Origin of the sequence: Aliivibrio sp. S2TY2, assembly GCF_028765525.1 — a bacterium.
Lineage (GTDB): Bacteria > Pseudomonadota > Gammaproteobacteria > Enterobacterales > Vibrionaceae > Aliivibrio > Aliivibrio finisterrensis_A.
In genome coordinates, this window is record NZ_JARACS010000004.1 from 205566 (window position 1) to 230108 (window position 24543).

At 37.2% G+C, this 24543-nt stretch carries 24 protein-coding genes; 17 read left to right on the top strand and 7 right to left on the bottom strand.

The window, feature by feature from the left end:
* Positions 1-2: 2 nt before the first annotated feature.
* Entirely contained in the window at positions 3-785 is a 783-nt protein-coding gene (locus tag PVK63_RS09110; RefSeq protein WP_274440270.1) for a glycosyltransferase family 2 protein, read from the bottom strand.
* On the bottom strand, positions 785-1855 hold the full coding sequence (locus tag PVK63_RS09115; protein ID WP_274440269.1) for a glycosyltransferase family 9 protein: 1071 nt from the start codon (positions 1853-1855) through the stop codon (positions 785-787). The genes PVK63_RS09110 and PVK63_RS09115 overlap by 1 nt, the downstream gene beginning before the upstream one ends.
* A gap of 193 nt (positions 1856-2048) precedes the next feature.
* On the opposite strand from PVK63_RS09115, the gene PVK63_RS09120 reads away from it, so the two are divergent.
* Together PVK63_RS09120 and PVK63_RS09125 are read left to right on the top strand one after the other, a co-directional pair.
* Complete coding sequence (locus PVK63_RS09120; RefSeq protein ID WP_274440267.1) at positions 2049-2753, top strand: 3-deoxy-D-manno-octulosonic acid kinase; 705 nt, start codon at positions 2049-2051, stop codon at positions 2751-2753.
* Between the two features lie 30 nt (positions 2754-2783).
* Positions 2784-4637, top strand: coding sequence for a DUF3413 domain-containing protein (locus tag PVK63_RS09125; protein WP_274440339.1), 1854 nt, complete (start codon positions 2784-2786; stop codon positions 4635-4637).
* Positions 4638-4709: 72 nt separating this feature from the next.
* Here the strand turns inward: PVK63_RS09125 and PVK63_RS09130 are convergent, their stop codons facing one another.
* Positions 4710-5783: an acyltransferase family protein gene (locus PVK63_RS09130; RefSeq protein ID WP_274440266.1), complete on the bottom strand. Its 1074-nt coding sequence runs from the start codon at positions 5781-5783 to the stop codon at positions 4710-4712.
* 114 nt (positions 5784-5897) lie between these two features.
* On the opposite strand from PVK63_RS09130, the gene PVK63_RS09135 reads away from it, so the two are divergent.
* The 15 genes from PVK63_RS09135 to PVK63_RS09205 all read left to right on the top strand — a co-directional run bounded on the left by PVK63_RS09135 (position 5898) and on the right by PVK63_RS09205 (position 19568).
* Positions 5898-6098: a hypothetical protein gene (locus tag PVK63_RS09135; RefSeq protein WP_274440265.1), complete on the top strand. Its 201-nt coding sequence runs from the start codon at positions 5898-5900 to the stop codon at positions 6096-6098.
* 210 nt (positions 6099-6308) lie between these two features.
* On the top strand, positions 6309-7022 hold the full coding sequence (locus tag PVK63_RS09140; protein ID WP_274440264.1) for a glycosyltransferase family 25 protein: 714 nt from the start codon (positions 6309-6311) through the stop codon (positions 7020-7022).
* A 2-nt stretch (positions 7023-7024) separates the two neighbouring features.
* Complete coding sequence (locus PVK63_RS09145; protein WP_274440263.1) at positions 7025-7501, top strand: serine O-acetyltransferase; 477 nt, start codon at positions 7025-7027, stop codon at positions 7499-7501.
* Between the two features lie 8 nt (positions 7502-7509).
* The gene (locus tag PVK63_RS09150) at positions 7510-8448 is read left to right on the top strand and encodes a glycosyltransferase family 8 protein (protein WP_274440262.1); all 939 of its coding nucleotides are present in this window, start codon (positions 7510-7512) and stop codon (positions 8446-8448) included.
* Positions 8449-8456: 8 nt separating this feature from the next.
* Positions 8457-9638: a UDP-N-acetylglucosamine 4,6-dehydratase gene (locus tag PVK63_RS09155; protein WP_274440261.1), complete on the top strand. Its 1182-nt coding sequence runs from the start codon at positions 8457-8459 to the stop codon at positions 9636-9638.
* A 22-nt stretch (positions 9639-9660) separates the two neighbouring features.
* Positions 9661-10806, top strand: coding sequence for a LegC family aminotransferase (locus tag PVK63_RS09160; protein ID WP_274440260.1), 1146 nt, complete (start codon positions 9661-9663; stop codon positions 10804-10806).
* 34 nt (positions 10807-10840) lie between these two features.
* The gene (neuC, locus tag PVK63_RS09165; RefSeq protein ID WP_130045044.1) at positions 10841-12025 is read left to right on the top strand and encodes a UDP-N-acetylglucosamine 2-epimerase; all 1185 of its coding nucleotides are present in this window, start codon (positions 10841-10843) and stop codon (positions 12023-12025) included.
* Positions 12026-12032: 7 nt separating this feature from the next.
* Positions 12033-13106 carry an N-acetylneuraminate synthase gene (gene neuB, locus PVK63_RS09170; RefSeq protein WP_274440259.1) on the top strand — a complete coding sequence of 358 codons (1074 nt, stop codon included), beginning with the start codon at positions 12033-12035 and terminating at the stop codon, positions 13104-13106.
* On the top strand, positions 13099-13743 hold the full coding sequence (locus PVK63_RS09175) for an acetyltransferase (protein ID WP_274440338.1): 645 nt from the start codon (positions 13099-13101) through the stop codon (positions 13741-13743). The genes neuB and PVK63_RS09175 overlap by 8 nt, the downstream gene beginning before the upstream one ends.
* Positions 13744-13758: 15 nt before the next feature.
* Positions 13759-14817: a nucleotidyltransferase family protein gene (locus PVK63_RS09180; RefSeq protein ID WP_274440258.1), complete on the top strand. Its 1059-nt coding sequence runs from the start codon at positions 13759-13761 to the stop codon at positions 14815-14817.
* The gene (locus tag PVK63_RS09185; RefSeq protein WP_274440257.1) at positions 14817-15533 is read left to right on the top strand and encodes an acylneuraminate cytidylyltransferase family protein; all 717 of its coding nucleotides are present in this window, start codon (positions 14817-14819) and stop codon (positions 15531-15533) included. The genes PVK63_RS09180 and PVK63_RS09185 overlap by 1 nt, the downstream gene beginning before the upstream one ends.
* Before the next feature lie 58 nt (positions 15534-15591).
* The gene (locus PVK63_RS09190; RefSeq protein ID WP_274440256.1) at positions 15592-17367 is read left to right on the top strand and encodes an HAD-IIIC family phosphatase; all 1776 of its coding nucleotides are present in this window, start codon (positions 15592-15594) and stop codon (positions 17365-17367) included.
* Complete coding sequence (locus tag PVK63_RS09195; protein ID WP_274440255.1) at positions 17357-17593, top strand: acyl carrier protein; 237 nt, start codon at positions 17357-17359, stop codon at positions 17591-17593. Before PVK63_RS09190 ends, PVK63_RS09195 begins: the two co-directional genes overlap by 11 nt.
* A gap of 18 nt (positions 17594-17611) precedes the next feature.
* Positions 17612-18568 (top strand): GNAT family N-acetyltransferase, encoded by a 957-nt coding sequence (locus tag PVK63_RS09200; RefSeq protein WP_274440254.1) that lies wholly within the window; start codon positions 17612-17614, stop codon positions 18566-18568.
* Positions 18569-18593: 25 nt separating this feature from the next.
* The gene (locus PVK63_RS09205) at positions 18594-19568 is read left to right on the top strand and encodes a polysaccharide deacetylase family protein (RefSeq protein WP_274440253.1); all 975 of its coding nucleotides are present in this window, start codon (positions 18594-18596) and stop codon (positions 19566-19568) included.
* 32 nt (positions 19569-19600) lie between these two features.
* Here PVK63_RS09205 and PVK63_RS09210 read toward each other — a convergent pair whose 3' ends face one another.
* From PVK63_RS09210 to rfaD, 4 genes are all read right to left on the bottom strand, one after another.
* Positions 19601-20584, bottom strand: coding sequence for a polysialyltransferase family glycosyltransferase (locus PVK63_RS09210; RefSeq protein WP_274440252.1), 984 nt, complete (start codon positions 20582-20584; stop codon positions 19601-19603).
* Positions 20585-20629: 45 nt separating this feature from the next.
* Positions 20630-21892 carry a lipid IV(A) 3-deoxy-D-manno-octulosonic acid transferase gene (gene waaA, locus PVK63_RS09215; RefSeq protein ID WP_274440251.1) on the bottom strand — a complete coding sequence of 421 codons (1263 nt, stop codon included), beginning with the start codon at positions 21890-21892 and terminating at the stop codon, positions 20630-20632.
* Positions 21886-22956: a lipopolysaccharide heptosyltransferase II gene (gene waaF, locus PVK63_RS09220; RefSeq protein WP_274440250.1), complete on the bottom strand. Its 1071-nt coding sequence runs from the start codon at positions 22954-22956 to the stop codon at positions 21886-21888. The genes waaA and waaF overlap by 7 nt, the downstream gene beginning before the upstream one ends.
* A gap of 280 nt (positions 22957-23236) precedes the next feature.
* Positions 23237-24178: an ADP-glyceromanno-heptose 6-epimerase gene (gene rfaD, locus PVK63_RS09225; protein WP_274440249.1), complete on the bottom strand. Its 942-nt coding sequence runs from the start codon at positions 24176-24178 to the stop codon at positions 23237-23239.
* Between the last annotated feature and the right edge of the window lie 365 nt (positions 24179-24543).

The window sequence follows — 24543 nt, forward strand, 5'->3', positions numbered from 1 at the left end:
CATTATTCCTTGTTTGATTTATTGTAATCTCGCAGCCAGAGATCAGCATAACGATTAAATGTCACACTTGCGCTTAATGTGGCAAGCAATAGACCATGTCTGCCATCCAAAAAACCACGCTTTAAAATATACATACGGATAAAGCAAAAGAAGCCATGAAGAAAAGCACCACTGAGTGAGCCTTTCTTTTTTCCTTCGCGTTGGTCGACCCAAGATTTTATATACATGACATTTTTTGCATTATATTGCTGCAAGGCATCGTATGTGAAATGCAATAAACGGCCAGTTAATGCGTTGACTTGAATGTGGTTTGGAATAACGACACTTTCATGTACAAGAGAGTCGCTATATTGTGTTTCATTGGTTTTATATAAACGAACAACCCAATCAGGAGACCAACCAGAGTGCTTAATAAACTTTCCAAATGCAGAGCTTGAGCGGTTTATTTTATAGGCGATGTTTGCTTTGTTTGCTTTCACGGCAGCTAAAATTTCAGTTTTTAACTCTGGAGTGACTCTCTCATCGGCATCAAGCCATAATACATAATCGGAGGTAACGTGCTGTTGTGCTAATTGACGCTGTTTACCAAACCCTGGCCACTCTTTATTTATGATAAATTTATCAGTAAATTCACGAGCAATGGTTTCAGTCGAATCAGTACTACCTGAGTCCATTATCACAATTTCATCAACCCACCCTGCAACGGTATCAAGACAGGCTTTTAAATGTTTTGCTTCATTTTTAACAATAAGCGCAACCGCTAAGGTTGGAGATGATGTTGTCATTATTTATTCCCTTTTTCAGTACTATTGAAAGTACTTGCTAGTTGCTGAAATGAGTTAGTAACCATATCAAGAGTAATATCTTGCATTATGTGCTCGCCTTTAACGCGAGTGCTCCATTTTAACTCATTAATAGGCTTATTTTGTTGTTGCGTTACATGCTGTTCATACACACTCACCACATAAATCAAGCTATTGTATGGTCCGGTGCGTTTAGGATTACTGTGGCCATATAAGCCTATTACAGGAGTACCTTGTGTCGTGGCGATATGTGCAGGGCCTGAATCAGGGGCAATGACCACAGCCGCTTTATTTAATACAGCGGTCAGTTGTTTTAATGACGTTTTACCAATTAAATTAATAAGTGGAGAGTTGGCAAATGATTCAATACTGTTGCCAAGTTGCTTTTCACGATCACTTGGCGAACCACAAAGTGCCACTTGGTAGCCTTGTGCTGTTAACCAGTCAGATAATTGAGCATAGCGCTCAGTCAACCAATTACGCTCATCCTTACTCGCAGCAGGGGAAATAACCACATAAGGTTTGTCTGCTGGAATATGTGCATTCACAAATGAAAAGTCATCGTCAGATAATGGGATATTCCATGTCGGTTCACTTTTAGGTACACCAAGATACTCAACAAAAGAGTAGAAGCTATCTAGAACATGCGCTGAGGCCGTATCTTCAATTTTGCGATTGGTAAAAAGCCATTGGCCTTCTTTCGCGCGCTTGCGATTAAAACCGACTTTATATTTAGCTTTTATACCAAGCGTTAAGATACTAGCACGTAGCGCAAGTTGCATATGAACTAACGCATCAAAACGTTGGTTATTCAGTTGTGACCATATTGCTTTCATCCCTTTTAATCCCAGTTTTTTATCAAACGGGATTACCGTAATATCAGGTAAATCATGAATTAATTGCGCTTCTATTTTTCCCACAATCCAAGTGATTTTGGTTGTCGGCCACTCTTTTTGAATTGCTTGAACTGCCGCAACAGCATGGCACACATCACCAATAGCAGATAAGCGTAATATACAGAGTGAGTCAGGGGCAGAAGAGAATAAAGCCATAGAGATGTTTACCCAGAAAGAATGAGGTAGAATTATGCTATTAACGCTCATAAATGTAAAATGGCAAAAACGCAGGATTCAGATCGGTCGCAAGCTCCCTTAAAGGATTCAGGGGGAGTAGCTGTTATTTTCGTAATTACCGCGAATACCCCTGAATCCTGCAAGCGAAGCGACCTGAACCCTTGGCTTTTATATGAAAAAAATTCAAAACAAAAAACAAACCATTTGGTATGACGACTCAATCCTTAGTGAATCACCAGAGCACTGTTGTGATCCGGTATTTTGGCAGCAACAAAATAAAATCATCGGGTCAGCCCAAGGGCGCGGAACCACGTGGTTTATTGCATTAGATAAGATGGATGCAGCATTGCGCCACTATCGTCGTGGTGGCTTGTTTGGAAAGCTAATCAAAGATCACTACATTTTTACTGGTTGGGAAGCTACACGCAGCCATAAAGAGTTTCAGTTGCTAAAAGTACTGCGATCCGCCGGTGTCAATGTGCCGAGACCCATCGCCGCCCGAGCCACTAAGCGAACGTTTTGTTATCAAGCTGATTTATTAAGTGAGAAGGTCCCGAATGCACGAGATCTTGTCGCTATTTTACAAGAAAAACCATTATCAAAAGAGATGTATCAAAAAATTGGTAATGAAATTCGCAAAATGCATGCGGCGCAGGTCAATCACAGCGATTTAAACATTCATAACATTTTGATTGATGATTTAGATAACGTTTGGATAATTGATTTTGATAAATGCTACCAACAAAAAGGCGATAATTGGAAGCAAGGTAACTGGAGCCGATTGCAACGATCATTTAAAAAAGAAGTAAACAAAAGACAAATACATTGGTCAGAGAATGAATGGTCGCATTTACTCTCCGATCATCACATCATGTAATTTTACATTCACTTATTTACCGTTGGATTCATTATTTTGAATACGTTCACACTAAAACAGAAATTGCATAGCCATGGTTGGCTTATTTTAATCAACAGTTTGATAGCAATGGCAATCGCAAGTCGTTACTTTGCGTTTTTACCTGAGATCCCAACGGATGTACTGGGCTTGAGCTTCCTTATTTCAGGCACCTTTAGCCAAATGGTGTTGTTAGCCGGATTAATCGGTCTTGTCGCTTTACCTGCTATTTTCATCTCTAACGCCAAAATGCGTAATGCGACTCAGGCGATCATTGCTTCACTGGGCATAGCGACCTTGTTCATTGATACCATGGTATTTGCCCAATATCGATTCCACATTAATGCAGTTGTATTAGAGTTAGTCCTATCGGGTCAAGTGGTGAGCTTCCCGTTAATTACATGGATAACGGTTATTGGTGGAGTGGTAGCTCTGGTTGCTGGTCAATATTTATTGATCTCTTGGCTAGAAAAGCCAGCAGCAGTAACTCAGCATAAATTGGGTCGTAAATTTGCAATTATCACTTTTTTTGCATTACTCGCTACACACGGTATTCATATTTGGGCAGCAGCGAATGCCTACCAGCCAGTGACGACAGTGAAGCGTTACTTACCTGTTTTTTATCCTGCAACATCAACAAGCATGATGAAAAAATACGGATGGGTAAATGAAGAGGCGATAGCTCAACAACAAGCAATGAAACTTAATCGTAAAAGTGATTTAAATTACCCGCTTGCACCATTACAGAAAGAAGCGGTTGAAAAACCAATCAACATCATGATTTTGGCTGTTGACTCTTGGCGCGCAGACACCTTCAATGCCGAAAATACGCCAAACATGTGGGAATACGCACAATCAGGTGTGATTTTTAATAATCATATCGCCACAGGTAATGCGACGCGGACGGGTATTTTTGGATTGTTCTATGGCATACCAGGCACCTATTGGCATGGTTTCTTAGCCAACCAAAAAACACCGCTATTGATAGATCGCTTGCAGGAGTTGAACTACGACATGGGGATTTTCACCGCCGCTCAGTTAGAAAAACCAGAGTTTAACCAAACGGTATTTAAAAACATCCCTAATTTACGCATTAAATCAGAAGGTGGCTCACCATCAGAGTTAGATAAAGACTTAACCAAAGATTGGTTAGAGTGGTACAGCAAGCGTGACACGTCAAAACCTGCATTTTCGTTTTTATTTTATGATGCGCCACATGGGTATGATTTCCCGAAAGACTACGCGCATCGTTATGAGCCAATGCTGGATAATATCAATTATTTAGAGTTGAATAATGATAGCGATCCAACGCCATTCTTTAATCGCTATAAAACCAGCGTACATTTTGTTGATAGTGTTGCAAAACAAGTATTAGATAAACTAAAAGAAACCGGTGATTTAGATAATACTCTAGTGATTATTACTGGTGATCATGGTCAAGAAATGAACGATAATCGCATGAATTTCTGGGGCCATAATAGTAACTTTACTGATGCTCAAGTGAATGTTCCATTTGCTGTTTTTGGGCCAAAGGTAAATGGTAAAACGTTAGATTGGTCAGCGGATGACTTAACCAGCCATCAAGATGTGGTGCCAACATTAATGAAGCACTATTTAGGTGTCACTAATAACATTAAAGATTACTCTGTAGGTGAAGATTTACTGGGCAAGCATGTGGATCGTAATTGGATTATGTCTTCTAACTACAGCGGTTACGCTATTATAGATAAAGAGTCGATCTTAGAAGTGCATGCAACGGGTCAATATCAACTGTTGGATAAAACAAACCGCCCATTAAAAGACGGTGAATTGAATTACCAACACCTTCAAGAAGCGTTAGATCAGATCAGTCGATTTAATAAATAAGGCGCAACATATATTATCATCGTCCCCTCTTTTATCGATAACACATAAAAGAGGGGACGATACCCAGAGGTTTTAGGCTCTTTTAATGCTTGGAATCTCTGGTTTTTTCTTCAGTTGTCTTTCTCTTAATGACACTAATCCCTGCTTCACTTTTTTACTTAATGGTTTCTCTAAATAATGAGCAATGATAAAAGCCAAAAGTAACATGATCACACATACCATTCCAATCTTAGCTAAGGGTGATACCCAATCAGGCAATAGGTTAAACAAGACAATCCCCGCATTTTGATGAACCAAATAGAGTGGATAAGTCATTGCCCCACCAATTACTGTTATCTTGGCGAACATTGGGTTAGGTTGCCATGATGAGGTATAAAAGATGATCACTGCAAAGAGGCAGTAAGCCACAAAAATGATCGCCATTGCTGTTGTTTGAGATAAATCCCCTTTTGTATAATCATAAGCTTGATATAGCGAACAACACAGCGCAATCGATAAAGGAAGTATGCGTTTTAAGGCAAGACCATGCTTATGAATATAATAAAAATAAGCCCCTGCAATAAAATAGGAACCCCAATATAACAGTTTAGATGGGTTCTCTTTAGTCGCGAGTGAGAATGCGCACACCAACAGCCATAGATTTAAAAATACAGGCAATTTGTCGAGCTTCTTCAGCCAAATAAACACACCAATCAGCAGGTAAAAACGCAACTCAATGGTTAATGTCCAATACACGCCATCAAGGTGAGACTGTGAGAATTGACGGTGCAATAAGGTTAAGTTAGCAAGGTATTGAGCGATAGAAACTTCATATTTATCATTGACAATTAACAACGCAGAAATCGCCGTAATCGAGGCGCATATCCATAATGCGGGATAAATACGAGTGACGCGAGAAGTAAAGAATGACCATGTTGACGCACCTTCCGCACTCATTAAGATCACAAATCCACTTATCATAAAGAAGATCTCAACGCCAAAATAACCATATTGGAAGGGCGCAAGCCAAATCGGCAATGTATCTTGATTAAGCAATGGAATATAATGAAAAAGCACCACGGCAATCGCAGCAATAACTCTAAGCCAGTCAAGGGCGTACAGTCGATTATTTATATGGGAGTGTGTGGTGGTGTTCAGGTTATGCATAGTAAGACTAAGTATAGCGAATGGAAGATACCGTTATATCGGCAGTGCTGGTGAAAACTTAAACAATAATTAGAGCAGGTTGGCTATACTATATGAATGTGAAAAAAATAATACGTGTTTATCATTATCTTAGGTGATGGCTGTAATTTTTCTGGTGAAAGCGCGATTGTGTGTAGAAAAACCATTCGCTTTGGTCAATTTTGTTTAGTTTCTTGGCAAACGCTATTTATGGACAGCGATTTGCATAAAATAACCGATGCCTCCAGTGCGCAAACTAATCCAAATAACGCGATAGAGATTGGTGATAAGGTGTAGGTTGGTGTAAGGTTGACCGTCCTTAAAGGTGTGAGTATCGGAAATAATGCAGTGATATCCTGCGGTGCTGTTGTTGTCCACTTTTCTTCAGGTAACGTTATCTTTTTTTTGGGGGGGGGGCCGGCCAGTAAGGTAGGGGATTTTAATGGGAAGCAGTTTTTTTAAATGCAGAAGTAAAACCGTCACTTTTTTAAAGAACAAGGTATAAAAATGATTTATGTCATTAGTTTAAAAACGGCCACAGACCGTAGAGAAAGCATACAACAGCAATTTGATGCAATTGATATGGATTTCGAATTTTTTGATGCCATTGATGGCCGCAAGGGCGAACATCCACTATTTGAAAAATACAACCGTAAAAAAAGGTTGAGATACAAAGGTTGTGAGTTAACCAAAGGTGAATTAGGGTGTTTTGCTAGCCATTATTTATTATGGGAAAAATGCGTTCAGTTAAATCAGCCAATCGTGGTTATTGAAGATGATGCGCAACTGGAACCAAATTTTAAGGATGATATAGAAAAAATCCTAAACATAAAAAAACATGAGTATTTACACTTATTTGTAAATGGTAGATATCGACCATTTAATAATCTTGAGTATCATCATGGTTTTGATATTGTGCAATATAAACGAGGACCTAGCGCTGCAAGAGCATATTTACTTTCCCCTCAAGCAGCTCAAAAATTTATTTCAGCTTCGCAAGAATGGTATTTACCCGTAGATGATTACATGGACCAGTTTTGGCTAAACCATGTTCCGTGCAAAGGTATTAGACCTGGTGTGGTAAAGAATGAGACGGAATTTGATTCTACGATCGGAGAGTTAACTAAAAAAGAGAAAAAAAACAGACTGACTCGGGAGTTATATTCTCTGAAATGTACAGTGTTAAGAACGTTGTACTTTATGGCTAATAAAGAAGGTTAGTTATGATTTCTTTGATAATAAAATGGTTATTTACCTCTAATCCGATTAAAAAATTTCGTGCTGAACTTGATTTGATGTTTTGGGGAACTAGCCACTGTAAAATAATCAGAAAGTATTTTCAGCGCCGTATTTTTTATGTTTATAACTGTGATATTAGCCATGTTGCGGAAATTCACCCTTCAGTCATGTTTCCACATCCATGTGGTATTGTAATAGGTTCTCAAGCTAAAATTGAAGAGAATTGTCGTATTTACCATCAAGTAACACTTGGAGGTAACTTTGATAGTACAAATAATATGCCACAGATAAAGAGAGGAAGCTTAATAGGATCTGGAGCAAAACTGTTAGGTGGCATAACTATTGGAGAAAATTGTATTATTGGAGCTAATGCTATCGTTACGAAAAATGTAGGAAACGATATTACGGTTATTGGATTTAATAAAAAAAGTCCATCCATAATTAAGGTGTTAAATAAATAGGTGTTGTTATGAGTAAAGTAAATATAGCATTAGGGTTTGATAATGGTTTCTGTCGAGTAGCGGCATCAATGCTGTCCTCATTAAAAACTAGTGTGAATGAAAATATATTGTATGATGTATATATACTTCATGAAGATATATCTGATGAAAATCAAAATAAAATCACTTCAATATTTCAAGGCGCTAGTAATGTAAATGTCATTTTTACAGATGTATCTGTAGTATTTAATAGCGTGTTTAAAAAAGTTTATGAATCAAGGCAAGTAACACGAGGAGCTTATTATCGAATAATAACACCACTTGTATTAAAGGATATTAGTAAAGTTCTTTATATAGATCCTGATACAGTAATATTAGGCGATGTGTCTTTATTGTATTTAGAGGGGAATAATAGAAAGGCTATCTCTGGGGTCAGGGATATTAATTTGTCAAATGTTGAAAAAAATAGGGGGGTTTATACTAAGGAATTAAAGAGAAAGGGTTTTAATGGTTCGTTATATGATTATATGACTACTGAGTTAGGACTTGATGATAATGAGAAAGTTAATTATATAAACTCTGGCGTTATTTTGTTTGATTTAGATATTATACGGAATGGTTATATTGATTTATTGATAGATAATGCAACTAAATATGATTACTTATATCATGATCAAGATATAATTAATAAAACATTTAAAGATAGTAAAAATATAATTGATGAGTCTTGGAATTTTCCTAGTTTTAAGTTTGACAATAAAATGAATGTTAATATATTGCATTATTATTGTACTGACAAAGGAAAACCATGGATATCTATGGAAACAAATGGGGCTGATTTATATTGGAATGCGGTAAGTACAACACCATATTTTTTTGAAAATGCTAAATCTTTGGAAGTTAATATAATAAGAAAGAATCGGTTTTCAAAAACATTAAAAAGAAAAATTAAATCTATTTTTAAGTAAGGTGAGATATGTTGGAATTAATTGGAAGAGAAAATCAACTATTTAAAAGTGATATAGAACTGAGTGAAGAAGCATTACAGCAAATAGTATCCCAATCACGCTTTCTAGTTCTTGGTGGTGCTGGCTCAATCGGCCAAGCAGTGACCAAAGAAATCTTTAAACGTAACCCTCAAAAGCTACATGTTGTTGATATCAGTGAAAACAACATGGTTGAGCTAGTTCGCGATATTCGTAGTTCATTTGGTTACATCAATGGTGACTTCCAAACTTTCGCCTTAGATATTGGTTCTATTGAATATGATGCGTTTATCAAAGCCGATGGCCAGTATGATTATGTATTGAATTTATCTGCACTGAAGCATGTGCGTAGTGAAAAAGATCCATTCACTTTGATGCGTATGATTGATGTAAACGTGTTTAATACCGACAAAACCATTCAACAATCGATTGATGCTGGCGCGAAAAAATACTTCTGTGTCTCTACCGATAAAGCTGCAAACCCTGTCAATATGATGGGCGCTTCAAAGCGTATTATGGAAATGTTCTTAATGCGCAAGAGTGAAGAGATTGCTATCTCTACGGCTCGTTTTGCTAACGTTGCTTTTTCTGACGGTTCTTTGCTTCACGGCTTTAATCAGCGAATTCAAAAGAACCAACCGATTGTGGCTCCAAATGACATCAAACGTTATTTTGTTACTCCACAAGAGTCTGGTGAGTTGTGTTTAATGTCGTGTGTTTTTGGTGAAAACCGAGATATCTTCTTCCCTAAACTCAGTGAAGCGCTACACTTAATTTCATTTGCGGATATTGCGGTAAAATACTTAAAGCAAATTGGTTATGAACCTCATTTATGTGAAAGTGAAGATGAAGCTCGTGAATTAGTTAAAACATTACCCGCTCAAGGTAAGTGGCCATGTTTATTTACCTCTAGTGATACTACTGGTGAAAAAGATTTTGAAGAATTTTTCACGGATAAAGAAACACTAGATATGGCGCGCTTTGATAATTTAGGCATCATTAAAAATGATCCACTTTATCAACAAGAGTTACTTGAACTATTTGAACAAAAAATCGGTCAAATGAAGTCAGATCGTCAATGGACTAAAGAAGAAATCGTACAATTATTCTTTACCATGATCCCTGACTTTGGACACAAAGAAACTGGCAAATACCTTGATAGCAAAATGTAATTAAAAAGCAGAGAGCAGAGTAATGAGCAAAACACCATTAGTTGAGTTTGTGCGAGATATTTACCAAACCAATGATTTTATCCCACTGCATGCCCCTACATTTGATGGCAATGAGCAGAAATACGTACTAGAAACCATTCAAAGCACCTTCGTATCTAGTGTTGGTAAATTTGTTGATGAATTCGAACAAAAAATAGAATCCTATACAGGAACAGCAAAAGCGGTTGCGACGGTTAATGGAACCGCTGCGCTTCATGCTGCCTTGTATATGGCAGGCGTTCAGCATGGTGATTTTGTCATTACTCAAGCGCTTACTTTTGTAGCAACGTGTAATGCCTTGCATCATATGGGGGCAGAGCCAATCTTTGTCGATGTGTCTCCTGTGAGTTTAGGGCTTTGTCCTAAAGCGATGGATGCGTATTTAACCCAACACGCGCAAGTGACGGAGATAGGTTGTCTTCATAAGCAAACTAAACGTCCAATTCGTGCGGTTGTACCAATGCATACCTTTGGTCACCCAGTTGAGTTAGATGAGTTGATTGCTGTTTGTCATAAATGGAATATTACTTTAGTTGAAGACGCCGCTGAAAGTTTAGGGTCTTTCTACAAAGGAAAGCACACGGGTACTTTAGGTGATTTTGGTGCGGTTAGTTTTAATGGTAATAAAATTATAACGACTGGTGGTGGTGGCATGGTGTTGTGCAAAACTGCAGAGCTTGGTGCTCGAACAAAACATGTAACGACGACTGCCAAAGTACCTCATCCTTATGAGTTCTATCATGATGAAGCTGGTTTTAATTATCGAATGCCAAACCTTAATGCAGCGTTAGGTTGTGCTCAGATGGAAGTATTGGAACTATACTTAGCTCAGAAGCGAGTATTGGCAAATCGTTATCAAGAATTTTTTGCTGAAAATGATTTCCAATTTGTGGTTGAACCTGAATATGCACAATCTAATTACTGGTTAAATGCTGTAATTTGTCCATCGGCACAAGTGCGTGATGATATGTTAAAGCAAACCAATGAATCAGGTGTGATGACTCGTCCAATTTGGCAATTAATGCATCGTTTACCTATGTTTAAAGACGCTCCTCGTGGTGATTTAACTCAGTCTGAGCATATTGAAGCGCATTTAATCAACTTACCTAGCACGCCTATTGCTCTGTAATTGAAAAAAGATAACAAGAGGTAATTGGTTTATTATGAGTAAGTCATTAATAAATAAGAAAGTAGCCGTTTTCACAGGTACAAGAGCAGAGTATGGTCTGCTCTTTTGGCTTTTAAAAGACATTCAAAATGATCCAGAACTTCAATTGCAGCTTTTGGTATCGGGCATGCATTTATCTCCAGAGTTTGGTGAGACTTATCAGCAAATAGAAGCAGATGGTTTTGTTATTGATGAAAAAATAGAGATCCTTCTTTCATCCGATTCAGCAGTCGGCACAGCCAAAAGTATGGGACTTGGTGTATTAGGTTTTGCAGATTCTCTTGCACGCTTGCAACCTGATGTCCTAGTGATCCTTGGTGACCGTTTTGAAGCGTTAGCTGCGGCACAAACCGCAATGATCATGCGAATTCCCATTGTTCATTTACATGGCGGTGAGATCACCGAAGGCGCTTATGATGATGCGATTCGCCATGCAATAACTAAACTCAGTTATTTGCACGGAACATCAACTGAAGAATATCGTCAACGTGTAATACAGCTAGGTGAAGCACCAAATCGAGTACAAAATGTTGGAGCTATTGGGTTAGATCACTTAAAGCGTTCGACATTTATGAGCGTAGCAGAGTTATCTGAATCATTGAACTTTACTCTAGATAAACCTTTCTTTTTGGTTACTTATCACCCGGTAACCTTAGGTGATGAAGCCCCTGAAGAGAGTTTTCAAGCCTTATTAAATGCGTTAGATGAGTACCCAGATCATCAAGTTATTTTAACCTACCCAAATGCTGATGATGGTGGTCGACGTATAATCCCAATTCTTGAAGAATACGCTCGTAGCAATCCAACGCGAGTATTAGCAATCCCTTCTTTAGGTCAGGTTCGTTATCTTAGCTCGGTTATGCATGCAACTGCTGTTATTGGTAATTCATCAAGCGGAATAATTGAAGTGCCTGCCTTTGATGTTCCAACGGTAAATATAGGCTCAAGACAAAAAGGGCGTTTAGCCGCTAAGAGTGTGCTAAATGTTGAACCTAATCAACAGTCGATTTCAGACGCGATAGAAGTCGCGATAGATCGAACTTATAAACTTGTTGATGAGAAAATCCATAACCCATATGGTCAGGGTGATACTAGCGGTAAAGTGATTGAAATGATTAAATCGTTGCAATTCACACCAAGTAAAGCGTTTTACGATATAACTTTTAATGATGTAGAGTGAGAGAGTCATGACCCTAATTATTGCAGAAGCTGGCGTTAACCATAACGGTGATGAAAATCTCGCCTTTCAACTTGTAGATGCGGCTTATCACGCAGGCGCAGACATTGTTAAATTTCAAACCTTTAAAGCAAAAAATCTAGTAACGGAAGATGCGGTTCAAGCTGAGTATCAAGTTACTAATACTCAAAAACAAGAATCACAATTAGCGATGTTAAGTCGTTTAGAGCTTTCGTATGATGTTCACCATCAATTAGTTAAGCATTGTGAATCGTTAGGTATTGAATTTCTTTCAACCGCGTTTGATTCAGAAAGCCTTGATTTTTTAGTAAATGATTTAGGGTTAACTCGTCTTAAAATTCCATCAGGTGAAATTACCAATGCCCCATTGGTTTTAGAGCACGCTCGTACTGGATGTGATTTAATTGTCTCTACTGGCATGGCAACCTTGTCAGAAATTGAAGCGGTATTAGGCGTCATTGCTTTTGGTTATGTTGCAGATAAAACAGCAGAGCCAAGTGAGTTAGCCTTTCAGCAGGCTTATGCTTCAGAGCAAGGTCAGCAAGCGTTAAAACAAAAAGTCACGATATTACATTGTACAACAGAATATCCAGCGCCAATGGCTGAAATCAATCTCAAAGCAATGGATACATTAGGTCGTGCATTTGAGTTACCCGCAGGCTATTCCGATCACAGTGAAGGTATTACCATTCCTATTGCGGCTGTTGCTCGTGGTGCAGTATTAATTGAAAAGCACTTTACGTTAGATCAAAACATGGAAGGCCCAGACCATAAAGCTTCTTTAGAGCCTCAAGAGTTAACGGCTATGGTAAGTGCAATCCGTCAAGTTGAAGTGGCTTTGGGGATCGGAGTAAAAAGTCCAACGGTATCAGAAGTAAAAAATAAAGCCGTTGCACGTAAAAGTTTAGTCGCAGCTAAGGCGATTCAACAAGGTGAGCTTATTACAGAAGATAACCTCACAATTAAACGCCCGGGGTCAGGAATGTCGCCATACCACTATTGGGCGCTATTGAATCAACCTGCAAGCCAAGATTATAAAGCAGGAGATTTAATTGTTGAGTAATGCAGGGTTAAAGCCTCTGATTGTTATTGGCGGAGGAGGTCACGCAAGCGTATTGGTTGATATCCTTCGTCAGCAGCAGCGTGAAATACTTGCGATTGTTAGCCCGGAGGATATTAGCCTACGTCGTGTTTTCTCTGGCCTAACACATCTTAAAAATGATGACGATGTACTTGGTTTTTCACCAGACTCAGTACATTTGGTTAATGGCGTAGGTATGCTCCCTAAGTCAGGGTTAAAGCGTAAACTAAATGAGTACTTTCTCTCTCTGGGCTACACATTTGAAACCGTGATTTCTGATAGTGCTCAGATCTCCTCATTTGCTGAGATAGAGCAAGGTGCTCAAATTTTTTCAGGGGCTATCATTCAAGCGGGAGTCACCATTGGTGCCCATTCGATCATTAATAGTGGTACTATTATTGAACATGATAGTGTCATTGGGCAGTACAATCATATTGCACCGAGAGCGATATTATGTGGTCAAGTCAGTACATATGATAATGTTTATATTGGCGCAAGTGCGACCGTGATTCAAAATATGACGCTTGAGCAAGGTTCCATAGTTGGAGCGGGTGCTATAGTGACTAAAAATATATCTTCTGAACAAATTTGCTATCCAAGTCGTTCAGTATTGAAATAAGTAATAAGGTAAACCATGAGTCATTCTTGGAAGAAAACATTAATAAAACCTGAGTCTACTATTCTTGATGCACTTAAAGTAATTGATAATGAAGCATTACGAATTGCATTAGTCGTGGATGATGCTCAACATCTTTTAGGTGTTGTGACAGATGGTGATATTCGTCGAGGTATTTTAAATAGTTTACCTTTAGATACCTCTGTTATCGATATCATGAGTGATTCGCCAATTACTGCTTCAGTCAACACCGCCAAAGAGCAGTTAGTAAAATTAATGGAGAGTAAAAGCATACTTGCTATCCCATTAATGGATGATAATAAGGTAGTTGGGTTAGAAACATTACATAATTTATTTGAAGAAAAAACCTACCATAACCCAGTATTTATAATGGCAGGTGGTTTTGGTACACGCCTGCGTCCTCTGACTGATACTTGTCCTAAACCTATGCTTAAGATTGGTAATAAGCCAATTTTAGAAACCGTTATTCGTAGCTTTATTAAAGCGGGTTTTGTGAATTTTTATATATCCACACACTATATGCCAGAGCAGATCCAGAACCATTTTGGTGATGGCTCTGAATTAGGTGTAAAAATCAGCTATGTTCATGAAGATTCGCCTTTAGGTACGGGTGGCGCTCTTGGTTTACTTCCTGATGATTTGCCACAAGACTTGCCATTAATTATGATGAATGGCGATGTATTAACGAAAGTGGATTTTGAGCGTCTATTGGCGTTCCATACAGAAAACAATGCCGATGCCACTATGTGTGTGCGTGAATATGATTATCAAATTCCTTATGGTGTGATTAATGGTAAAGGTAGCAAGATTACCAGTATGGTAGAGAAGCCGATTCAACGCTTTTTTGTCAATGCGGGTATTTATGTTGTATCACCACAAGTGATCCAGTCGGTTCCTAAAAACCACCATATTGATATGCCAACATTATTAGAACAACACATGAAGGAAAGAGATAATATCCTTATGTTCCCTATTCATGAATATTGGTTAGATATCGGTCGTATGGATGATTTTAATCGTGCGCAAGCGGATATTCATACTTTGGGAGTTCTATAATGATCAATAACAAAAAAGTCATGGCAATCATTCCCGCAAGAGGTGGAAGTAAGCGATTACCAAGAAAGAACGTACTTCCTTTAAAAGGAAAACCACTGATTGGCTGGACTATTGAAGCTGCACAACAGAGTAAATATATTGATACCGTATTTGTGAGTACGGATGATCAAGAAATAACAGAGGTAGCTAAACAATTTAGTGTAGATGTTCCCGAATTACGACCAGAGCATTTAGCATCAGATACCGCGACCACACAGAGTGTAATATTTTATACTCTTGAAACGTTTGGGCAAGATGTTGATATTGTTTTGATTTTACAGCCTACATCTCCTTTACGTACAACTAAGCATATTGATGAAGCCATTGAGATGCTTATTAATAAAAATGCAGAATCGATCGTCTCGGTAACGCCTTGTGAGCATCCACCTCAGTGGGCAAATACATTACCTAGTGATGGTTCTATGGGCGAGTTTTTACGCCCAGAAGCATTTCAGAGATCACAAGATTTAGGTGAACCTTATCGTCTAAATGGCGCTATTTACATTTACGATGCCATTCAATTAAAGAAACGTAGTGAAATGCTTTATACAGATAAAACCTTTGCTTATGTGATGGAAAATCGTCACTCGGTTGATATCGACACCCAATTAGATTTTGAGTATGTGGAGTTTTTAATCAATAATAATGAAAAATTGCACATGTCATTAAAAAATTAATTATATATGCAAAGAGTGTCTCTTTGTTTGGTAAAGTGATAAATAGTAGGCCAGAGTGATGAATGATTTTTTTCTAGAACCATTGAGTAACGTAGAGTTAATAAGGAATCGAAACAAGATAAAAGAAAAATATCTTCCGTTAGCAACTAATAAAATAAAATTGCTTATTTTAAATGGTTCGACAGTTGGTGAGTTAAAAGAATTTATATATTTATTCCTATTGCAGCATGGTATTGAATCTGAAATTTTTGAATCTACATATAACTCTTATTATGAAGATGTTATGTTTGGAAGTATTATTGAAGATATAAATCCTGACTGGGTTTATATACATACGACAAATAAAAATATTTATCATTGGCCAATGCCAAATATGACCGATGAAGAGATTGATTTATTGTATTCAAACGAAGTGGATAAAATAAAAAATATTTATAATAGATTAGAAGAAAAAGGTGTTTACACGATAGTTAATAATTATGAAATGCCAATTGAGCGTGTTTATGGTAATTATGATTTTGTAAGTAATTCTGGATTTTGTAACTATATAAATAAGGTGAACTATTTCATTTCTGAAGAATTAGGTAAAAAAGAAAATATCTTTATCAATGATATAATGTATCTGTCATCTCTTGTTGGTTTAAATTTCTGGTTTAATGAATCGTATTGGTATTCATTTAAATATGCAATATCTCCAGCAGCTTTACCTAATGTTGCAAAGTCCATAGCAAATATTATTAAGTCAGTATATGGGAAAAGTAAAAAAGTCCTTGTTTGTGATTTAGACAATACGTTATGGGGAGGTGTAATTGGTGATGATGGAAAAGATGGAATTTTAATCGGTCAAGGAAACGGAAAAGCAGAAGCGTTTTTAGATGTCCAAAAATATATCCATCGACTCAAGTTAAGAGGTGTTATTTTAGCTGTTAACTCTAAAAATGATATCACGCTAGCAAAAGAAGGTTTCAATAATACTTATTCACAATTAATCGTGGATGATTTTTCTTCATTTGTAGCGAACTGGGATATGAAATCATCAAATATGAAGCGCATTGAAGAAGAGTTGAACTTATTTCAAGATAGCTTTGTTTTTATCGATGATAATCCAGCTGAAATAGAGCAGGTTAAATCATCATGTTCTTTTGTGAGTTGTATTAGTTATGAAAAATCACCCCATGAAATATTAAGAAAAATTGATAGGGATGGTTACTTTGAAACTGTAAAACTATCTAAAGAAGATCTTATAAGAACTAACTTATATAGTAAAAATAAAAAAATAAAAGAGCTTGAAAATAATGCGTCTTCTTTTGATGATTATCTTTTATCTTTAAATATGAAATCATTATTATCACCTTTAAATAAATCTAATATATCTAGGGTAGAGCAATTAATTAATAAGACAAATCAGTTTAACCCTACAACGATGAGGGTGAGTAGTGCGGACATTCTAGATTATATGAATAATTCAACGACTATATCTTTAGTTGGCTCATTACAGGATGTTTACGGAGATAATGGTATAGTAACTTCCTTGGTAGCTTGCGTGAATAAAGCTATTGCTAATATTGATATATGGGTTATGAGTTGTAGAGTATTTAATCGTGAGTTAGATTTTGCATTATTCGATCAATTTATAGTATTTTGCAAAGAAAGAAATATTGAAGAAGTTCATGCAAAATACTTGAAGTCATCTAAAAATGCTTATGTACAAAATTTATATGAAAGACTTGGTTTTATAGTGATTGATGCGAAAGAAGATAGTAAAATATACGTATTAAACGTATCTGAATACGTATCAAAAAACAAAGCTATTGAGGTTAATTATGAACATTGAAAATAAAGTACTAACTATTGTATCTGAAGTCCTAGAAGTTGAGTTAAATGCTATAAATTTAACAACGACAATTGATGATTTAGATTCATGGGATTCAATGATGACTATCAATTTGATGACAGTTATATGTGATGAGTATGGAATGATGCCATCATTTGAAGACTTTGAATATTTCACATCAGTATCAAAAATAGTTGAGTTTATTAATAAAAATAACAATCTATAAGGTTGGTGGTGTAATTAGATGAAAATTGCTTTAGCTAGCTTGGATGATATTGATGCTATTCAATGCTTCATTAGAGATAACTGGAAAGAAAATCATATTTTAGCACGAGACAAATCGTTTTTTATGTATGAAATGACTCAAGACTGTGCTGTGAATTATATGATAGCCAAAGATGATGATTCAAATATTGTTGGGTTGTTAGGTTTTGTTCCTAGTCGAAGAGACATATCAACCTCAAATTTATTTTTTGCTATCTTAAGAGTTTTAGATGAGTATGCAAAAAGTGGTCTTGGCTTAAAGTTAATTCAGAAGTGTAGGGAGTTAACATCAGGAACAGTTAATGTAGTTGGGATTAATGACAAGGTTTGGCCACTATATAAATTTCTTGGTTTTCATGTGGATTATTTAGAACACTATTATTGGATAAATCCTAATATAACTGACTTTCATATTTGTAAATATGACAATCAGCTCGTTTTTTCATTAGATAATAAAAATGATGACTATTTTTTAATAGAAGAACTTTCTGAGGGTTTATTTTCTCTTTTAAATAGTCGACGAGATTATTATACATTTACTAAGCAGTATTTAAATAATCCATATTATGATTATTTGTTATATTATTCAAAAGTGAATAATAGTCTTTTAGTTTGTCGAGAGGAATTAGTCGATTCACATAAGGCATTAAAGATAATTGATTACCATGGTGATTACAAATCGATAACAAAGGCTTTGAACTTTTTAAAAGGAATCGTTATTGATAATGGATATGAATTTGTTGATATATATGCAAATCATATAATTTCATCATCTATAATAGATTCTGGTTATCAGAAAAATACGTATAATGATGATGTAATAATACCCAATTATTATTCTCCTTTTGTTAAAAGTAATATAAAAATAGCCTATGCTACATGCGATCGTAACTTACTTATCATGCGTGGTGATGGGGACCAAGATCGACCGTCATAAATATATATAAAGTCTAGGAGTTTATATGGCCCAACCATTAACGGTCGTGATGTATCACTATGTCCGTAATATAAAAGAATCTCGTTACCCTCAAATCAAAGGGCTTGAACTGGATTTGTTTATCGAACAGCTTGAATTTTTTGCTAAGCATTACCATGTTGTCACAATGGAGCAAGTATTAGCGGCAAAATATCAAGAAATACCATTGCCAGATAAAGCGTTGCTGTTAACTTTTGATGATGCGTATGCAGAACATTTTACTCATGTTTATCCTATTTTGAAGAAAATGAACATGCAAGGCTCATTTTATGTTCCAGCGAAAACCGTGCTTGAACATAAGGTATTGGATGTAAATAAAATTCACTTTATTTTAGCGTCGGTAACGAATGTGCATGATCTGGTGCTTTCGCTAAAAGCAGAAATTGAAGTTTATCAACATGAGTATAACTTAAACTCATTCGATGATTATTTTTCAGAATTTGCTATTGAAAGTCGTTTTGATAACAAAGAGGTTATTTTCATCAAACGCATGCTACAACATGTATTACCTGAGAAGTTACGTAATATTATTTCTGATAAGTTATTTAAAAATTATGTCGGAATGGATGAGGGAGCTTTCTGTCGGGAGTTGTATATGAATAAATATCAACTTGAACAGTTAGTTCGTGATGGCATGCATGTGGGTTGTCATGGTTATGATCATTACTGGTGGAATAAGCTTGCGCCAGAAGCGTTAACGGATGAGTTAGAAAAATCAAAAGAGTTTTTGGCATCATTAGGCTGTGATATGCATAATTGGACAGCTTGTTATCCTTATGGTTCATCTAGTTATGATGTGGTTCTAGAACTTGAAAAACAAGGTTGTAGCTTGGCCGTAACAACAGAAGTGAGAGTGGCGGATTTAGATAGTGATCACGCATTACTCATACCAAGATTGGATACGAATGATTTGCCTAAGCAAAAAAATGCAGAAACAAATCACTGGTATCAACAGGCTTAAACTAAGGCTTTTCAGGGAGGTGTGCATTGGCTTTATTTAGAAAATTGCTTTGCACGCTTTTCAAAATGTTGAACTAAAAACTCAATCATTTCATTGCCAACATGTGAGTCGTAGGTATGTGCTGAAATGGGCACTTCTTTATAAAGTAATGAAAGGGTATATAGAGCGGTTGATGTTACCCCTGTTACTCCTGATATTTTTATTCCCTTATTGGCAATTTCAAGCTCAATCGGGGATTCACTTTGGTGGTAGATTAAATTGGGTAATGATTTGACCACCTTTGTTACTGCCTCTGATTCCGTTCTATGTGGGAAGTATAAAAAGGGTTTATCGCTAGCTTCAAATGTCTGCCTTAAACGTTCAATATATGCTTTCAAAGTCGGTTGGTTTTTATCACCAATAGCACCCTCACCAATAAATGCAATTGGTGCACTAGGATCATAGCATGCAGATGCCCCTATTTTTTCTCGGATCACATTTAGTTCGTTGAGTGTTAATGGACAAACTGGATCTTGGATATTAAATATTGAGAACATTTCAAAGTTATCAGCATAAGGCTGAATACCAATGGTTTGACAGCCTTGTAGCCTTATTAAGAAGTCTTGCAGTAAACGTTTACGACTAAAAGAAGACTTGTTTCTAATAAATTTAAAGTATTCATATAAATTGGCCATGCCATCATCAATAAAGACTAGTTTATTGGCAGGCAAATTTCGTTGAAACATACGAGTACGCCAAGAGGTGTATTCAGAGAAGAAAAAGTGCTCAACAGGGGTGCTGTCTGTTAACTTTTTTATCTTCTTGAGTAAGCGAGGAATTACAAAGGTTCGATGTCCTCTATTTACTTCATAGACATGATCCCACTTAGATTTATCATACACTTGTGCTAAGTGTCTTTTTCCTGCTTCGGTTTTTTGCAAAACTAAAATAAGAATATTATTCTCTGTCCCATAGGCAACTCTTGCCTCATTAGCACAAATATACTGAAAGGGAGATGTCACAAGAAAAACATTCATGATAATTAACCTTATTTGATCTAGATATTACTATTAATACAGTAATTATATATTTGAGATGGTAACCGTGCGGTGTAAGGCGCCTTGATTATTCTGAATAACATTAGAAGCCGCACTTTGAAGTGATTTATATTCAGCACAATCATCAATCAGTTTAACGATGTGATTACTAAGTCGAGTTGACTCAGAAATAACAATTCCTTGTTCACCTTGTAACGTATCGACTATCTCTTTAAAGTTATAATAGCTCGGTCCTATAACAACAGGTATCCCTAATACCGCAGGCTCTAGTACATTGTGTCCGCCCACTTTATCGCCAAGCAAGCTACCACCCATAAAGCAGACATCAGCAGCGCCCATTAGCACAAGCATTTCCCCCATGGTATCACCAAGATAAACCTGAGTTTCAGCGGTAACCGTTTTGTTAAAAGTGCGTCTTACACTCTTAAATCCAGAGTTTTTACTTAATTCAAATACAGTATCAAAACGCTCAGGGTGACGAGGCACCAAAATTAATAATGCGTTAGGGTGCTCTTTCAATACTTCTTTATGAGCCTCAAGAACTTGTTCATCTTCACCTTTATGGGTGCTAGCTGCAATCCAAATAGGACGGTCATTGCCCAATAAATGACGTAACTCTTGGCCTTGCTGTTTTATCTCATCAGAGATCTGAATATCAAACTTGATAGAGCCAGTGACGCATAACCTTTCTTTATTTATACCTAAGTGCTCAAAGCGATCTGCATCGGCTTGAGTTTGGCACAGTACTTTTGTTAAGTGTTTACTTAGCTCAGTAAAAACAGGCTGAACTTTGGCGTAGCCTTGGCAAGATTTTTCAGATAAACGGGCATTGACTACATAAATAGGAATATTCGATTTACCAACAGCATGTAAGGTATTTGGCCATAACTCTGTTTCTATAATTAGTAATTTACTTGGTTTCACCGTTTTTAAAAAACCGTTCACAGCAAATGAGAAATCAATTGGCATATAGCGGTGTTCAACTAAATCACCCAGCTTAGCAATCTGCTCTGCCCCTGTACTTGTGGTCGTGGTTACTAGGATCGGTTGCTCTGGATTCTGCTGTTTTAATGCTTTGATTAATGGTGTAGCGGCAATGGCTTCCCCAACAGAAACGGCATGGATCCAAAGTGGCTGAACACTTGTTTTTAGTGCAGGAGTAAGCCCAAAATGCTCTTTCCAACGTTTGCCAAATAGCGGTTTGTTTGGTTTTTTTTTATATAAACCAAACAATAGAACAGGGGAAAGAAGGGTTAACAGTAGAGTGTAAACTAATCGGATTAACATGAAGTAACCTGAATAACAGATTCATTCGAGATGTTTTTAGGACTAATTTTATCGAGTACTAATTGTGGGTTAAGTTCAGTCAAACACTTCAAATGCTTAAATTCACACTCGCGTTTAAAGCAAGGGCGGCATTTAATATCAGTACTCACAATATCGACCTTTTCAGCCAATGGTGGAGTATATTTTGGAGAGGTTGAACCATAAACACCAACAACATGACAACCAACAGCAGCAGCTACGTGCATTAAGCCAGAGTCATTACTTACCACAGTTTTACAAGCCGCTAATAAATCAACCGCCTCAATTAAACTGGTATCGCCAGCAAGGTTAAACACGGAGTTTTGATTATCAGAATCAACCAAAGACTTAATCGCCTCAGTGGTTTCTTTATCTTTAGCTGAGCCAAATAACCAGACTTGGTGGCCTTGGTTAATCATCTCATTAGCAACTGCTGCATAGTGCTCAACAGGCCATTGTTTTGCTGGGCCAAATTCCGCACCAGGGCATAAACCAAGTACCGGTTTATCAGTAGATAAAGAAAATTTAGTCAGGGTTGTTTGTTGAACATCAGTATCAATCGTAAGCTTAGGTCGAGGTAAAGTATCTAACCCACCTAACGAGCTTGAATTAATCATCTCAGATTTAGGATGTGCTAAAGCGACATAGCGTTCGACCATGTATTGAAATGACTTCTTATTTGGACGTAAATCGTTTAGCAGGCCATAACGCATTTCGCCTTTCCAACCGATACGTTTTGGAATATCAGCAAACCAAGGGATTAAGGCAGACTTAGCCGAGTTAGGGCAGATATAAGCATGAGTATAATTATTGGTTTTAAGTTGTTTACCTAAACGACGGCGACCAAACAAATCGAAATCACCATGACCAAGCGGCATTTCAATCGCTTGGTTCACTTCAGGCATGCGCTCTAAAATAGGCTTACACCATGCCGGGGCCATCACATCAATAATCGCGTCAGGATGTTGCTGTTTAAGCGTGATATACAGTGATTGAGACATCACCATATCGCCAACCCATGATGGGCCAATAATTAAAATTTTCATTGTTTATCTATATTACTCACTAGGTAACTTTAATTAGTGAAGGTTTCAGGTCGCTTCGCTCGCAGGTTTCAGGAGGCATATTGAGGCAATAGTCTACGCCATAAAAAATACGCTTTTTATTTACATTGTAAAAAGATGAATACAACATTCTACCTGAAACCTGAAACCTGAAACCTGAAACCTGAAACCTGAAACCTGAAACCTGAAACCTGAAACCTGAAACCTGAAACCTGAAACCTGAAACCTGAAACCTGAAACCTGAAACCTGAAACCTGAAACCTTATTTATTAACAATCGCCATATACTCAGCAACGCCATCAGCAACCGACTTAAACTCAACGTCACAACCCGCAGCGCGCAGCTTAGTTAAATCTGCTTGCGTAAACTCTTGGTAAGCGCCTTTTAGGTGCTCTGGGAAAGGAATGCTTTGAACTTCGCCTTTACCGTGGTGCTTAATAACCGCATCAGCAACAGCGCGGAACGGTTCAGCACGGCCAGTACCACAGTTATAAATACCAGATACGCCATTTTCTAAGAACCAAAGGTTAACCGCAGCCACATCACCCACATAAACGAAATCACGCTTAAATTGGTCGCTACCTTCAAATAACTTAGGATCTTCACCCGCATTCATTTGGTTATTTAAATGGAACGCAACCGAAGCCATCGAGCCTTTATGTTGTTCACGAGGACCATACACATTGAAGTAACGGAAACCGGTAATTTGAGAAACCGTTTCACCATGCGCTTCAGCATCGGCCCATAGGCGACGAACGTAGTTATCAAACTGCTGTTTAGAGTAACCGTAAACGTTTAATGCGCCTTCGTATTCACGCTCTTCAATAAACGTATCAGTATCGCCATAAGTTGCAGCAGATGATGCATATAAGAATGGAATTTCACGCTCGATACAAAAATGAAGCACTTCTTTCGAGTACTCATAGTTGTTCATCATGATGTATTTGCCATCCCACTCAGTCGTCGCAGAGCACGCACCTTCGTGGAAAATAGCATCAATTGTACCAAAGTCATCACCCGCCATAATTTGCGTAATGAAGTCTTCTTTATCCATGTAATCAGTGATATCAAGATCAACCAAATTCTTGAATTTCTTGCCATCTTTTAGGTTATCAACCACTAAGATATCGTTAAAGCCGTTGTCGTTTAAAGACTTAACAATGTTGCTGCCAATCATGCCAGCGCCGCCAGTTACAATGATCATTTTGATACCACGATTTATTAAGATAATTGATTCGATTGTAGCAGAGAAGAAAGGCAGGCGCTATGCTTGAAAAGTAGAGGAAAGAGGCGAGGAAAAGTAAAAATCGAGGTTTCAGGAGAGCGAAAGAGCAGAATTCAGATCGCTTCGCTTGCAGAGTTCAGAGGTGATCGCTGAACTTACAACGACAAAGAATAGTTCCTCCCCTTGAGAGATAAATCATTGGGATTGATGATGTTAATAGAAGGGAAGGTTAGGAGGGGTTGTGAATGAATAATTTTGAATATACTCGCAGTTACTCCAGTTCTTTATTTGAATGTTTTCTTTTTCTTCTATTGTTGAGGGAATATTTAGAAATGAAGGTTGCA